The sequence below is a fragment of the Cellulomonas iranensis NBRC 101100 = JCM 18110 genome, from assembly GCF_001552375.1.
Lineage (GTDB): Bacteria > Actinomycetota > Actinomycetes > Actinomycetales > Cellulomonadaceae > Cellulomonas > Cellulomonas iranensis.
Map to the genome: position 1 here is coordinate 1 of NZ_BCRB01000094.1, position 13350 is coordinate 13350.

Annotated in this window: 11 protein-coding genes and 1 riboswitch; of the genes, 9 read left to right on the top strand and 2 right to left on the bottom strand. The window is 75.0% G+C overall.

What is annotated here, in order from left to right; translation table 11 throughout:
* Positions 1 to 2151, bottom strand: a 2151-nt coding sequence (locus CS2_RS15580) for a (Fe-S)-binding protein (RefSeq protein WP_070320674.1), incomplete at its 3' end; no start/stop codon positions are given.
* 479 nt (positions 2152 to 2630) lie between these two features.
* On the opposite strand from CS2_RS15580, the gene CS2_RS15585 reads away from it, so the two are divergent.
* From CS2_RS15585 to mnhG, 6 genes are read left to right on the top strand one after another with little or no spacing between them, the layout of a single operon-like run.
* On the top strand, positions 2631 to 5762 hold the full coding sequence (locus CS2_RS15585; RefSeq protein ID WP_070320671.1) for a Na+/H+ antiporter subunit A: 3132 nt from the start codon (positions 2631 to 2633) through the stop codon (positions 5760 to 5762).
* 11 nt (positions 5763 to 5773) lie between these two features.
* A complete protein-coding gene (locus CS2_RS15590; protein ID WP_226239497.1) occupies positions 5774 to 6325 on the top strand; it encodes a Na(+)/H(+) antiporter subunit C in 552 nt (183 codons plus the stop codon).
* Entirely contained in the window at positions 6322 to 7899 is a 1578-nt protein-coding gene (locus CS2_RS15595) for a Na+/H+ antiporter subunit D (protein WP_046529837.1), read from the top strand. The genes CS2_RS15590 and CS2_RS15595 overlap by 4 nt, the downstream gene beginning before the upstream one ends.
* Positions 7896 to 8471: a Na+/H+ antiporter subunit E gene (locus CS2_RS15600; protein ID WP_046529838.1), complete on the top strand. Its 576-nt coding sequence runs from the start codon at positions 7896 to 7898 to the stop codon at positions 8469 to 8471. The genes CS2_RS15595 and CS2_RS15600 overlap by 4 nt, the downstream gene beginning before the upstream one ends.
* A complete protein-coding gene (locus CS2_RS15605) occupies positions 8468 to 9004 on the top strand; it encodes an MrpF/PhaF family protein (RefSeq protein WP_046529839.1) in 537 nt (178 codons plus the stop codon). The genes CS2_RS15600 and CS2_RS15605 overlap by 4 nt, the downstream gene beginning before the upstream one ends.
* Positions 9001 to 9387: a monovalent cation/H(+) antiporter subunit G gene (gene mnhG / locus CS2_RS15610; protein ID WP_046529840.1), complete on the top strand. Its 387-nt coding sequence runs from the start codon at positions 9001 to 9003 to the stop codon at positions 9385 to 9387. The genes CS2_RS15605 and mnhG overlap by 4 nt, the downstream gene beginning before the upstream one ends.
* 24 nt (positions 9388 to 9411) lie before the next feature.
* On the opposite strand, the gene CS2_RS15615 is transcribed toward mnhG, so the two are convergent.
* Positions 9412 to 9681 (bottom strand): DUF4235 domain-containing protein, encoded by a 270-nt coding sequence (locus CS2_RS15615; protein WP_070320672.1) that lies wholly within the window; start codon positions 9679 to 9681, stop codon positions 9412 to 9414.
* 128 nt (positions 9682 to 9809) lie between these two features.
* Positions 9810 to 9930, top strand: a riboswitch (TPP riboswitch).
* Positions 9931 to 10002: 72 nt separating this feature from the next.
* On the opposite strand from CS2_RS15615, the gene CS2_RS15620 reads away from it, so the two are divergent.
* The 3 genes from CS2_RS15620 to CS2_RS15630 form a co-directional block, all read left to right on the top strand.
* Complete coding sequence (locus tag CS2_RS15620; RefSeq protein WP_070320675.1) at positions 10003 to 11091, top strand: thiamine ABC transporter substrate-binding protein; 1089 nt, start codon at positions 10003 to 10005, stop codon at positions 11089 to 11091.
* 16 nt (positions 11092 to 11107) lie between these two features.
* A complete protein-coding gene (locus tag CS2_RS15625) occupies positions 11108 to 12826 on the top strand; it encodes an ABC transporter permease (protein WP_070320673.1) in 1719 nt (572 codons plus the stop codon).
* The coding region (locus CS2_RS15630; RefSeq protein WP_156442166.1) for an ATP-binding cassette domain-containing protein at positions 12823 to 13350 on the top strand (528 nt) is incomplete at its 3' end. The genes CS2_RS15625 and CS2_RS15630, both read left to right, overlap by 4 nt.

Sequence of the window (13350 nt, forward strand, 5' to 3'; positions counted from 1 at the left end):
CGTGCTCGCGGCGCCGTCCGCCGCGGCGGGGGCCGACGCGTCGCCGGCCGCGCGCGCGTGCGCCGCGACGCCGTCGCCCAGCATGACCGTGCAGAACGGGCACGCGGTCGCGATGGTCGACGCACCGGTCGCGACGGCCTCGGCGGCGCGGACCGTGCCGATGCGCTCGCCGATCGTCTCCTCCATCCACATGCGCGCGCCGCCCGCGCCGCAGCAGAACGACGTCTCGCGGTTGCGCGGCATCTCGGCGACCTCGACGCCCGCGGCGGCGAGCAGCTCGCGCGGCGGCGCGTACACCTGGTTGTGCCGGCCCAGGTAGCAGGGGTCGTGGTAGGTCACGGTCGCGCCGTCGGCGTCCTCGCCGACCCCGGGCGCGAACCGCAGGCGGCCCTCGCCGACCAGGCGGTCGAGCAGCTGCGTGTGGTGCACGACCTCGAACCGGCCGCCCATCGCGGGGTACTCGCGAGACAGCGTGTTGAAGCAGTGCGCGCACGTCACGACGACGCGCGTCGCACCCGCCTCGGTGAGCGTCTCGACGTTCTGCGCCGCGAGCATCTGGTAGAGCGCCTCGTTGCCCGCGCGCCGGGCCGGGTCGCCCGTGCACGTCTCGCCGTCGCCCAGCACCGCGAACGCCGTGCCCGCGGCGTGCAGCAGCTCCGCGACCGCGCGCGTGGTGCGCTTGGCGCGGTCCTCGAACGCACCCGCGCAGCCCACCCAGAACAACCAGTCGACCTCGGCGGCGGACTCGACGTCCACGCCGACGACCGGCACGTCGAACTGGAGGCCCTTGGCCCAGTCGAGGCGCTGCCGCGCGGGCAGCCCCCACGGGTTGCCGCGGCGCTCCAGCTTGGTGAACGTGCCGCCCAGCTCGGCGGGGAACGCCGACTCCATGAGGGTCTGGTAGCGGCGGATGTCCACGATCGTGTCGACGTGCTCGATGTCGACCGGGCACTGCTGCACGCACGCGCCGCACGTGGTGCACGCCCACAGCGCGTCGGCGTCGACCACGCCCGAGCCGACCAGGTCGACCCCCAGGTGCGGGTCGGCCTGCGCCTCGTCCGACGCGCCCGCCGCGCGCGCGGCCCGCACGTACGGCGCGGTCGCGGCGGCGTGGTCGCGCAGGGCGAGCGTCAGCAGCTTGGGGCTCAGCGGCTTGCCGGTCGCCCACGCGGGGCACTGGTCCTGGCAGCGGCCGCACTCGGTGCACGTCGCGACGTCGAGCAGGCCCTTCCACGGCAGGTCCTCGACCGCGCCGACGCCCAGGCGGGCGTCCTCGGGCAGGTCCTCGACGGCCGTGAGGTCGAGCGGCTCGCCCGCGGCGTCGCGCAGCGGCACGAGCGGGCCGAGCGCGGGCGCGCCGTCGGGCTCGCGCCGCGCGTACACGTTGACCACGGCGAGGAACCGGTGCCACGCGACGCCCATCGTGGGCAGCAGGCCGACGACCACGAACCACGCCATCGACACGAGGATCTTCACGAGCGCGACGACGACGACCGCCGTCTCGAGCGTCGCGGGGGCCGCGCCGGTCCACGCGCCGCCGAGCCACGCGGTGAGCGGGAAGTGCGCCGCGGTCGCCCACGCCGCGCCGTCCTGCACGCCGAGCGCGTACTCGAGCGAGCGCAGCACCAGCACCGCGACGACGACCAGCAGCACGGTCGCCTCGACGACGTACGCCCACACCTGGTTGGACCCGAAGAACCGCGACCGGCGCTGCTCGCCCTCGCTCTGGGACGCGCGCGGCCGCGTGCGCTGCCGCACCACGACGAGCGCGCCGATGCCGAGCAGCCCGAGCCACGCGAACGCCTCGACCGCCCACTCCAGCGGGTACCAGTGCCCGACCAGCGGCAGCCCGTAGCGCGGGTCGACGAGCTGCCCGTACCCCGTGAGCAGCGTGATCACGAGCACGGGGAACGACACCATGACGACCCAGTGCGCGACGCGCACGACCGGGCGGTGCTGGAACCGGCCGTGGCCCAGCACCTCGCGCGCGAGCGTCGCGAGCCGCGGCCCGACGGGCGCCCACCGCCCCGGCAGCGGCCGCCCGGTCCGCACCGTGCGGACGATCACGACCGCCCCGCGCACGAACGCCGCGACGCCGACGACCGTCGCCACCGCCGCCAGCACCACCGCGACCACCCGCACCCCGCTCACGGGCGTCAACCTATCCGGCCGGGTCGCCGCGGTCCCGGGCCGTCCGCCCCGCGCCGCGCGTCGCCGCGCGACCGCGTCGTCCGCCCGTCCGACCCGGGCTGCGGCCACCGGGGGTGCCGGACGGCGCCCACGGCGGCGTCCCGGATGCCGGACGGTCGCGGCGGGCGTCCTGCGCATCTCGGGCGGTGCGCGGGCCGATCGACGTGACACCCCTCACGTCGCGGGGCCTCACCCCGGGCCCCGAACTCATCCGTTGGTAGGATTTCCCCGTCCCCCGCACCCGACGTGACGGCCTCTGACCTGCACCGACCACCGGTCCGCGTGCAGGGACGATCTCCGCCGCGGCGGTCGCACCTTCCCACTTCCGGGTCACCCGGTCGTCGTCCGCGGCGTCGGACGGCCCCCGTGCGCCATCGTCGACGTGCGGTCAGACACCGACCACCGACCGACCACCCGCCCCCGACAGGACGGAGCCGGACGTGCTGCTGCTGCTGACGGTCCACCTCGCAGCGGCCCTCGTCGCGCCCGTGCTCTTCCACTGGTGGGGCCGGCGCGCGTTCTGGGCCCTCGCCCTCGCGCCCGCGTCCGCCGCGGTCTGGGCGCTCACCTGGACCAGCGAGGTGCAGGCCGGCAAAGGACCCGTCGAGGTCGTCGAGTGGATCCCGGCCCTCGGGCTGGACCTGAGCTTCCACCTCGACACGCTGTCGTGGCTCATGACCCTCGTGGTCGGGGGCGTCGGCGCGCTCGTGCTCGTGTACTGCGCCGCGTACTTCTCGCCGACCGCGTCCGGGCTCGGGCGGTTCGGGGCCGTGTTCACGGCGTTCGCGGGGTCCATGCTCGGCCTCGTCACGGCCGACGACATGCTCCTGATGTTCGTGTTCTGGGAGCTCACGACCGTCACGTCGTACCTGCTCATCGGCCACTACGCCGACCGCAAGGCCAGCCGCCGCGCCGCCATGCAGGCGATCATCGTCACGACCGCGGGCGGCCTCGCGATGCTCGTCGGCGTCGTGATCCTCGGGCACGCCGCCGGCACGTACTCGCTGTCCGCGCTCATGGCCGACCCGCCGCCGGCCTCCGGCGCCGTCGTCGCCGCCGTGGTGTGCCTGCTCGCGGGCGCCGCGACCAAGTCCGCGCTCATCCCGTTCCACTTCTGGCTGCCCGCCGCGATGGCCGCGCCGACCCCCGTCAGCGCCTACCTGCACGCGGCGGCGATGGTCAAAGCAGGCGTCTACCTGGTCGCCCGGTTCGCGCCCGCGTACTCCGAGCTGCCCGCGTGGCGGTGGACCGTCGTCGTGCTCGGCGCCGGGACGCTGCTGCTCGGCGGGTACCGCGCGCTGCGCCAGCACGACCTCAAGCTCGTGCTCGCGTTCGGCACCGTCAGCCAGCTCGGCCTGATCATCCTGCTGGTCGGGCTCGGCACGCAGGCCACCGCGCTCGCGGGCCTCGCGATGCTCGGCGCGCACGCGATGTTCAAGGCCGCGCTGTTCACGGTCGTCGGCACGGTCGACGTCGCGTGCGGCACGCGTGACCTCCGGCGCCTGTCGGGCGTCGGGAAGGCGCTGCCGTGGACCGCGCTCGCGGGCGGTCTCGCGACCGCGTCGATGATCGGCCTGCCGCCGTTCGCCGGGTACGTCGCCAAGGAGGCCGGGCTCGAGGCGCTCGCGCACCTCGAGGACGGTGCGCTCGGCTGGGTCGTGCTCGCGTCGGTCGTCGTCGGCTCGGCGCTCACCGTCGCGTACGGCCTGCGCTTCTGGTGGGGCGCGTTCGCGACCAAGCCCGCGCTGGTGCCGCAGAGCGCGACGCAGGACGCGCAGGGCGTCGCGACCACGACGTCGCTCGCCGCCGGCGGCGAGGAGTCGGTCGAGCCGGCGCCCGTCACGCGCCCGTCGTTCCTGCTCACCGCGCCCGCGCTCGTGCTGTCGTTCCTGGGGCTCGCGGTCGCGCTGCTGCCGCAGCTCGGCGAGCACCTGCTCGAGCCGTACGCGTCGACGTACCCGCTCGGCGAGCCCGGGCACCTCGTGCTGTGGGGCGGGTTCGGGCTCGTGCTGTGGCTCACGGTCGGCGTCCTGGCCGTCGGCGGGCTGCTGTTCCTCGCGCGCGACAAGGTCGAGCGCTGGCAGGCGCGCGTGCCGCACGTCCTCGAGGCCGACCTCACGTACCGGCGCTCGATGCGCAAGCTCGACGACCTCGCGGCAGACGTCACGGCCGTCACGCAGCGCGGCTCGCTGCCGCTGTACCTCGGCGTCATCCTCACCACGTGGGTGCTCGCGGTGGGCACGGCGCTCGTGCGCGGGACCTCGTTCCCCGCCGCGGTGCGGCCCTGGGACTACGCCGCGCAGACCGTGTTCGCCGCCGGCACGATCGTCGCCGCGATCCTCGTCGCGCGCGCCCGCCGTCGCCTCAAGGCCGTGATCCTCGCGGGCATCAGCGGCTACGCGACCGCGGGCATGTTCCTGCTGTACGGCGCACCCGACCTCGCGGTCACGCAGGTGCTCGTCGAGACCATCACGCTCGTCGTCTTCGTGCTCGTGCTGCGCCGCCTGCCCCCGTACTTCTCCGACCGGCCGCTCGCGGCGTCGCGCTGGGTGCGCCTCGCCGTGGGCCTCGCGGTCGGTCTCGTCGTCGCGGGCGTCGCTCTCGTCGCGCCGTCGGCCCGCGTCCACGCGCCCGTCTCGGCGGACTTCGCGACCGAGGCGTACGAGTTCGGCGGCGGCAAGAACATCGTCAACGTCACGCTCGTCGACATCCGCGCGTGGGACACCATGGGCGAGATCTCGGTGCTGCTCGTGGCCGCCACGGGCGTCGCGTCGCTCGTGTTCCTCTCGGCGCGCGGCGGTCGCATCTTCCGCGAGCGCGAGGCGCCCGCCGACCGCGCGGTGTGGGGCGGCACGGCCGACCCCATGGCCGCGCTGCGCCGGCCCGGCGACTCCGTGACGATCACGCCGCAGGGCAGCAGCGTCGGCACCAACGCCGCCGGTGCCGCGCGCGTCGGGTCGCGCGCCCGCGAGTGGCTGCGCGCCGGACGCACCCTCGCGCCGCAGCGCCGCTCGGTCATCTTCGAGGTCGTCGTGCGGCTGCTGTTCCACACGATGATCGTCTACTCGGCGTTCCTGCTGTTCAGCGGCCACAACCAGCCCGGCGGCGGGTTCGCCGCGGGCCTGGTCACGGGCATCGCGCTGGCCGTGCGGTACCTCGCGGGCGGGCGCTACGAGCTCGGCGAGGCCGCACCCGTGCAGCCCGGCGTGCTGCTCGGCACGGGCCTGTTCCTGTCCGCCGGTGCGGGCCTCGCGGCGTTCCTCGTCGGCGGGTCCGTGCTGGAGTCCTGGATCCTGCACTTCCACCTGCCGGTCTGGGGCGACGTCAAGTTCGTCACGAGCCTGTTCTTCGACGTCGGGGTGTACCTCGTGGTCGTCGGCCTCGTGCTCGACATCCTGCGCAGCCTCGGCGCCGAGATCGACCGGCGTGCCGAGTCCGGCGAGGACGACGTCGCGGACGACGCGGTCGGGGGCGACGACCAGCTCGCGCTCGCACGCGGCCGCACCGCCGCCGTCCAGGCGTCCGCCGTGCCGCGAGACCTGGGCGGCGACGCCGAGGGGGTGGTCCCGTGACCGACGTCGTCATGAGCCCGAACATCGTCTTCGTCGTGACCATCGCGGCGCTGTTCACCGTCGGCACGTACCTCGTGCTCGAGCGCAGCCTCACGCGCATCCTGCTCGGCATCGTCCTGCTGGGGAACGGCACGAACCTGCTGATCCTCGTGGCCGGCGGCGCCGCGGGCGCACCCCCGCTCATCGGCGTGCAGTCCGACCGGCCCATGAGCGACCCGCTGCCGCAGGCGCTGATCCTCACGGCCATCGTCATCACGCTCGGCCTGACCGCGTTCCTGCTGGCCATGGCCTACCGCTCGTGGCAGCTGCACCGCCACGACGAGGTGCAGGACGACGTCGAGGACCGCCGCATCGTGCGCCTCGCCGCGATCGACGAGCGCGCGTTCGAGGACGACGACACCGAGTCGGGCGGCGAGACGCTCGACGAGGAGGCCGCGACCACGCGCGACGAGATGGACGAGGGCCTCGCCTTCGAGGACGTGCACGCCGAACCGGCGCCCGACCACCCGGGCCGCGCCGCGCGCCCGAGCACGACCACGACCGACGGGGAGGAGGGCCGATGACCGACTGGAGCTGGCTCGTCCCGCTGCCCGTCGTGCTGCCGCTGTCGGGCGCGGGACTGACCCTCGCGCTCTACCGTCGACCGCGCGTGCAGCGCGTCGTGTCGCTCGTGACCCTGACGCTCGTCGCCGTGGTCGCGGCCGCGCTGCTCGTGCTCGCCGACGCCGGGCCCGTGGTCGTCGAGATCGGCGACTGGGCGGCGCCCGTCGGCATCAACCTCGTCGCCGACCGGCTGTCGGCGCTCATGCTGACCGTGTCGTCGGTCGTGATCCTGTGCGTGCTGATCTACTCGCTGGCCCAGGGCCGCGAGGACGGCGAGCGCTTCGCGCCGATCTCGATCTTCCACCCCACGTACCTCGTGCTGTCGGCGGGCGTCGCCAACGCGTTCCTCTCGGGCGACCTGTTCAACATCTACGTCGGGTTCGAGATCCTGCTCGCGGCGTCGTACGTGCTCATCACGCTGTCCGGCACGACCGAGCGCATCCGCGCGGGCACGATCTACGTGGTCGTCGCGATCCTGTCCTCGATCCTGTTCCTCGTCGCGATCGCCGGCGTCTACGCCGCGACCGGCACCGTGAACCTCGCGCAGCTCGCGCTGCGCCTGCCCGAGATCGACCCCGGCGTGCGGCTCGTGCTGCAGTCCATGCTGCTGCTCGCGTTCGGCATCAAGGCGGCCGTGTTCCCGCTGTCCGCGTGGCTGCCGGACTCCTACCCGACCGCGCCCGCACCCGTCACCGCGGTGTTCGCGGGCCTGCTCACCAAGGTCGGCGTCTACGCGATCATCCGCACGCAGACCCTGCTGTTCCCCGGCGGGCAGCTCGACGACGTGCTCATGTGGGTGGCCCTGGCGACCATGCTCGTCGGCATCCTCGGCGCGGTCGCGCAGGACGACGTCAAACGACTCCTGTCGTTCACGCTCGTCAGCCACATCGGGTACATGGTGTTCGGCGTCGCGCTGGGCTCCCAGCACGGCTGGACCGCCGCGATCTACTACGTCGCGCACCACATCACCGTGCAGACCGCGCTGTTCCTCGTCGTCGGCCTCGTCGAACGCTTCGGCGGGACGACGTCGCTCGACCGGCTCGGCGGGCTGGCGAAGATGGCCCCGGTGCTCGCGATCCTGTTCTTCGTGCCCGCGATGAACCTCGGCGGCATCCCGCCGTTCTCCGGGTTCCTCGGCAAGGTCGGGCTGCTCGAGGCCGGCGTCGAGCTCGGCACGCCGCTCGCGTACGCGCTCGTCGTCGGGTCCGTCGTGACGTCGCTGCTCACGCTGTACGCGCTCATCAAGGCGTGGAACAAGGCGTTCTGGCAGACCCCGCCCGAGCCGCTGCCCGCGCACCGCGTGCCGCTGCTCATGGTCGTGCCCACCGCCGCGCTCGTCGTCGTGAGCCTCGCGCTCACCGTCTTCGCCGGCCCGCTGTACGGCTACACCGAGCGCGCCGCGCAGACCCTGTCCGACCGCACGTACGTCCAGGCCGTGCTGCCGGACGGGCAGCGCGGCGAGGGCGAGTCGCAGCGCGCCGCCGACGAGGACGTGGAGGCCGGCACGGCCCCGCAGGACGGGGGTGAGGGATGAGCCTGCACCCGCGCCGCACCGGCTGGCGCTTCCAGTGGGTGACGATCCTGTGGCTCACCGCCGTGTGGGTCCTGCTGTGGGGCGACGTCTCGTGGGGCAACGTCGTCAACGGCGCGCTGCTCGGCGTGCTCGTCACCACCGGGCTGCGCATGACGCCCGTCGACTTCCACGGCCGCGTGCACCCCGCCGCGCTCGCCGTGCTCCTCGGGCGGTTCGCGCTCGACCTGGTGCGCGCGTCGTTCGAGGTCAGCCTCGTCGCGCTGCGCCCCCGGTACACGCCCCGCGGCGCCGTGATCTGCGTGCAGCTGCGCAGCCACTCCGACCTGTACCTCACGCTCACGGCCGAGCTCGTGTCCCTCGTGCCCGGCTCGATCATCGTCGAGGCGCACCGGCTCACCGGCCGGCTGTACGTCCACGTGCTCGACGTCGAGACCAGCGGCGGCATCGAGAAGGCCCGCCAGAACGTCCTCGACCAGGAGGCCCGCGTGCTGCGTGCGCTCGGATCCGACGCCGAGCTCGCCGAGGCGGGCCTGAGCCGCAGCCGACGCGCGCGGGAGGTGGCGGCCCGATGACCGTGTTCGACGTCGTCGTCCTCGTGTGCGCCGCGCTGCTCACCGTCGGAGCGACCCTCGCCGTGATCCGCGCCGAGCGCGGCCCGTCGATGCTCGACCGCACCATCGCGCTCGACATCGTCGTCACCACCGTGATCGCGGGCGTCGCGCTCTACGCCGCGGTGTTCCGCCGCGCGGACGTCGTGCCGCTGCTCGTCGTGCTGTCGCTCGTCGGGTTCGTCGGGTCGGTGACCGTCGCGCGGTTCGCGGCCGTCGAGCCCGAGGGCGAGGGACGCGTGCGCACGCGCGAGGAGGTCGCCGCCGAGGAGGCCGAGAAGCGCCGCCTCGAGCAGGAGGAGCTGGCCGAGCGCCGCGCGCGCCGCCGCGCCGCGCTCGAGGCCGCGCGGGACGCGGTGCCGGCCGCGGCGACGGGGCCGGACCGCGACGCGTCGGAGCCGGCGACCGAGCCCGTGCCCGAGAGCGCGCGCGACACCGTCGAGGACGAGCCCGACCCCGAGCACCACGGCGGGCCGGCGGACGAGGAGACGCGATGACCCAGGACCAGTGGACCACCGTCGCCGACGTCGTCTCGGCGGTGTGCCTGCTCGGCGGCGCGTTCTTCGCGCTCGCGGCGGGCGTCGGCGCGCTGCGGTTCCCCGACCTGCTGTCCCGCATGCACGCGGCGACCAAGCCGCAGGTGCTCGGGCTCGTGCTCGTGCTCGTCGGCCTCGCGCTGCGGCTGCGCGAGGGCGGCGCGGTGTGGGCGCTCGTGCTCGTCGCGGTGTTCCAGATGCTCACGGCGCCCGTCGCGGCGCACATGGTCGGCCGTGCCGGGTTCCGCACGGGCAAGGTGCGGCAGGACCTGCTCGTCGTCGACGAGCTGTCCCGCGACCTGGCGGCGACGCGTCAGACGGACGAGGGCGGCCGCCCGGACTGACCCGCGACGCCCGCCCGCGCGACGTCAGCGGGAGATGCGACCCGCGAACTTCGCCGTGCCGCGCGTCGCGATCACGCGCGACAGCGCGACCGCGGCACCCGTGATGACGGCCGCGAGGGCGACCTCGCTGAACTTCACGTCCTCCGCGGTCGAGTCGGCCTGCGGCGGCTTGTGGCCCTTGGCCTTCTGCCACGCCGAGTCGATGATCTTCTGCACCAGCCACGCGGCACCCAGGGCCACGCCCGCCCCGACGATCTTCGCGACCATCGACTGCTTCTGCTCGTCGTCCGACATGTGCGCCTCCTGTGCTCGTCCGCGTGCCCGGGCGCCGCGCGGTGCGCGTGCCCTCGCCTGCACGGACGCTACCCGGCCCGGACCCCGGGCACAGTTCGGGGCGCCCACGTGGCGGGGCTAGGATCGTGCGTGAACGACAGGGGAGCGTCCGTCCCGCGTGCGGGGCGAGGACGCTGAGAGTGCGGACCACCGCAGACCCTCGAACCTGATCCGGTTGATACCGGCGTAGGGAGTCGGGCTTTCTCTCCTCCCGCGGTCGGCGTGCCCGCGCGGCACGACGAGCGCTGGACCCCTCCGACGACGACGGAGGAGCACCACCACATGACGACCCACCGCGGCCCTCGTGCCGCACTGGCCGCCGCGACCACCCTCGTGGCCCTCACCGCCTGCTCGGCCCTGGGGACGGGCGACGCGGCCACGCCCGACGCGACCGGCGGCACGTCCGGCGGCACCGTGACCCTCGTGACGCACGAGTCGTTCGGGCTGTCCGACGGGCTGCTGGAGAAGTTCGAGCAGGACAGCGGGCTGACCGTCCAGGTCGTGCAGCAGGCCGACGCGGGCGCGCTCGTCAACCAGCTCGTGCTCACCAAGGACGCGCCGCTGGGCGACCTCGTGTACGGCATCGACAACGCGTTCGCGTCGCGCGCGCTCGACGAGGGCGTCGTCGTCCCCGCCGACGTCACGGCACCCGCGGCGGCCGACGCGCAGACGTACGCCGTGCCGGGCGACGACGACGGCGCGCTCACCGCGATCGACCTGTCCGACGTGTGCCTCAACGTCGACTCGACGTGGTTCGCCGACAAGGGCGTGACGCCGCCGACGACGCTCGAGTCGCTGCTCGACCCGGCCTACCGCGACCTCGTCGTCGTGCCGGACCCCGTGACGTCGTCGCCCGGGCTGGCGTTCCTGCTGGCGACCGTCGGTGCGTTCGGCGAGGACGGCTGGGCCGGCTACTGGGCGGGCCTGCGCGACAACGGCCTCAAGGTCGCCGACGGCTGGTCCGACGCGTACTACACGGACTTCTCCGGGGCCGGTGGCGACGGGCCGCGGCCGGTCGTGCTGTCGTACGCGTCGTCGCCGCCCGTGACGGTCCCCGAGGGCGGGGACACGCCGCGCACCGCCGCGCTGCTCGACACGTGCTTCCGCCAGGTCGAGTACGCGGGCGTGCTCGCGGGCGCGAAGAACCCCGAGGGTGCTGCGCAGCTGCTCGACTTCCTGCTGTCCGACGACGTCCAGGCCGACATCCCCGGCTCGATGTACATGTACCCCGTGAGCTCGTCGGTCGACCTGCCCGACGACTGGGCGCGGTGGGCGCCGCTGGCCGAGAAGCCGTTCGAGGTCGCGCCCGCCGACATCGCGGAGCACCGCGAGGAGTGGCTCAGCACGTGGTCCGACACGGTCATCGGCTGACCGGGCGGCCCACGACGTGACGACGACGCTCGCGCGCGGACCCGCCCCGACGGCCCCGGCCGCGGGGCGGGCCGCGCGCGTGCGCCCCGCCCTCGCGTGGGGCGCGGCCGTCGCCGTGCCCGTGCTGTTCCTCGGCGTGTTCTTCGTGCAGCCCGTCGCGGAGATCGTGGGCCGCGGGTTCGTCACCGACGGTCGGCTCGACCTGTCGGGGTTCGCCGAGGTGTTCGCGCGGCCCCGCACGTGGCGCGTCGTCGGGCAGACCCTCGTGCAGGCCGCGCTCGGCACGGCGGGCGCCGTGCTGCTGGGCGTGCCCGGCGCGTACGTGCTCTACCGGTGCCGGTTCCCCGGCCGCGGCGCGCTGCGCGCGTTCGTCACCGTGCCGTTCGTGCTGCCGACCGTCGTGGTCGGCGTGGCCTTCCGGTCGCTGCTCGTCGACGGCGGCCTGCTGGGCGGGCTCGGCCTCGACGGCACGGTCACCGCGATCGTGCTCGCGCTCGTGTTCTTCAACTACGCGGTCGTCGTGCGGACCGTCGGCGGCATGTGGGAGCGCCTCGACGAGCGCACCGAGCAGGCCGCTCGCGCGCTCGGCGCGTCGCCGTGGCGCGTCCTGACCACCGTCACGCTGCCCGCGCTCGGCCCCGCGATCGCGTCCGCCGCGTCCCTCGTGTTCCTGTTCTGCGCGACCGCGTTCGGCACCGTGCTGGTGCTCGGCGGGCGCCGGTACGGCACGGTCGAGACCGAGATCTGGATCCAGACCACGCAGTTCCTCGACCTGCGTGCCGCGGCCGTGCTGTCGGTCGTGCAGCTCGTCGTCGTCGCCGCGGCCCTGACGGTGGCCGGGCGGGCGCGGGCCCGCACCGAGCGTGCGCTGAGCGTCGGCGGGCCCGCCGCGGCGCACCCCGTGCGGCTGCGCGAGCCGCTCGACGCCGTCGCCGTCGCCGTCACCGCCGTCGCGGTGCTCGGGCTGCTCGCGCTGCCGCTGGTCAACCTCGTGGTCCGCTCGCTGCGCACGCCGCGCGGCTGGGGCCTCGACAACTACGCCGCGCTCGCGGTGCCGCAGGACACGCTCGCGGTGAGCGCCTGGCACGCGGCCGGCACGTCGCTGCGCACGGCCACCGACGCGACCGTGATCGCGCTGGTGGTCGGGGGGCTCGTCGCGCTCGTGGTGTCGCGGCGCCCGCGCGGCACGGCCGCGCGGCGCGCCGTCGGCGGGCTCGACGCGCTGTTCATGCTGCCGCTGGGCGTGTCCGCCGTGACCGTCGGGTTCGGGTTCCTCGTCGCGATGGACGCACCGCTCGGCCTGCCCGTCGACCTGCGCACGTCGCCCGCGCTCGTCGCGGTCGCGCAGGCCGTCGTCGCCGTGCCGCTCGTGGTGCGGACCGTGCTGCCCGTGCTGCGCGCGATCGACCCGCGGCAGCGCGAGGTCGCCGCGACGCTGGGCGCCCCGCCCGGGCGCGTGCTGCGGACCGTCGACCTCGCGGTCGCCGCGCGGGCCGTGGGCCTCGCCCTCGGGTTCGCGTTCGCGGCGTCCCTCGGGGAGTTCGGTGCCACGTCGTTCCTCGCGCGCCCGCAGGAGCCGACGCTGCCCGTCGTGATCTTCCGGCTGCTGGGACGCCCCGGCGCCGAGAACTACGGTGCGGCGCTCGCCGCGTCGGTGCTGCTGGCCGCGCTGACGGCGGGCATCGTGGCGGTGTGCGAGCGGCTGCGCCGCCCGGGGATCGGAGGTGCGTGGTGAGCGACGGGCTGCAGGTCGCCGACGTCGTCGTGCGGTACCCGGGCGCGGAGCGCGCCGCGGTCGACGGCGTCGACCTGGCCGTGCCCACCGGGGAGGTCGTCGCGCTGCTCGGCCCGTCCGGCTGCGGCAAGTCCTCGCTGCTGCGGGCCGTCGCGGGCCTCGAGCCGCTGGCCGGCGGCGACGTCGCGTGGGACGGCGTGCCCGTGGCCGGCGTGCCCGTGCACCGCCGCGGGTTCGGGCTGCTGTTCCAGGACGGCCAGCTGTTCGCGCACCGCGACGTCGCGGGCAACGTCGCGTACGGGCTGCCCGCGGGCGTGCGCCGCGACCGGGCGGCGCGCACGGCCCGGGTCGCCGAGCTGCTCGACCTCGTGGGCCTGCCCGGCACGCAGCGGCGGGACGTCGCGACCCTGTCGGGCGGCGAGCGGCAGCGCGTCGCGCTCGCCCGCGCGCTCGCGCCCCGACCCCGGCTGCTGCTGCTCGACGAGCCGCTGTCCGCGCTCGACCGCGGCCTGCGCGAGCGGCTC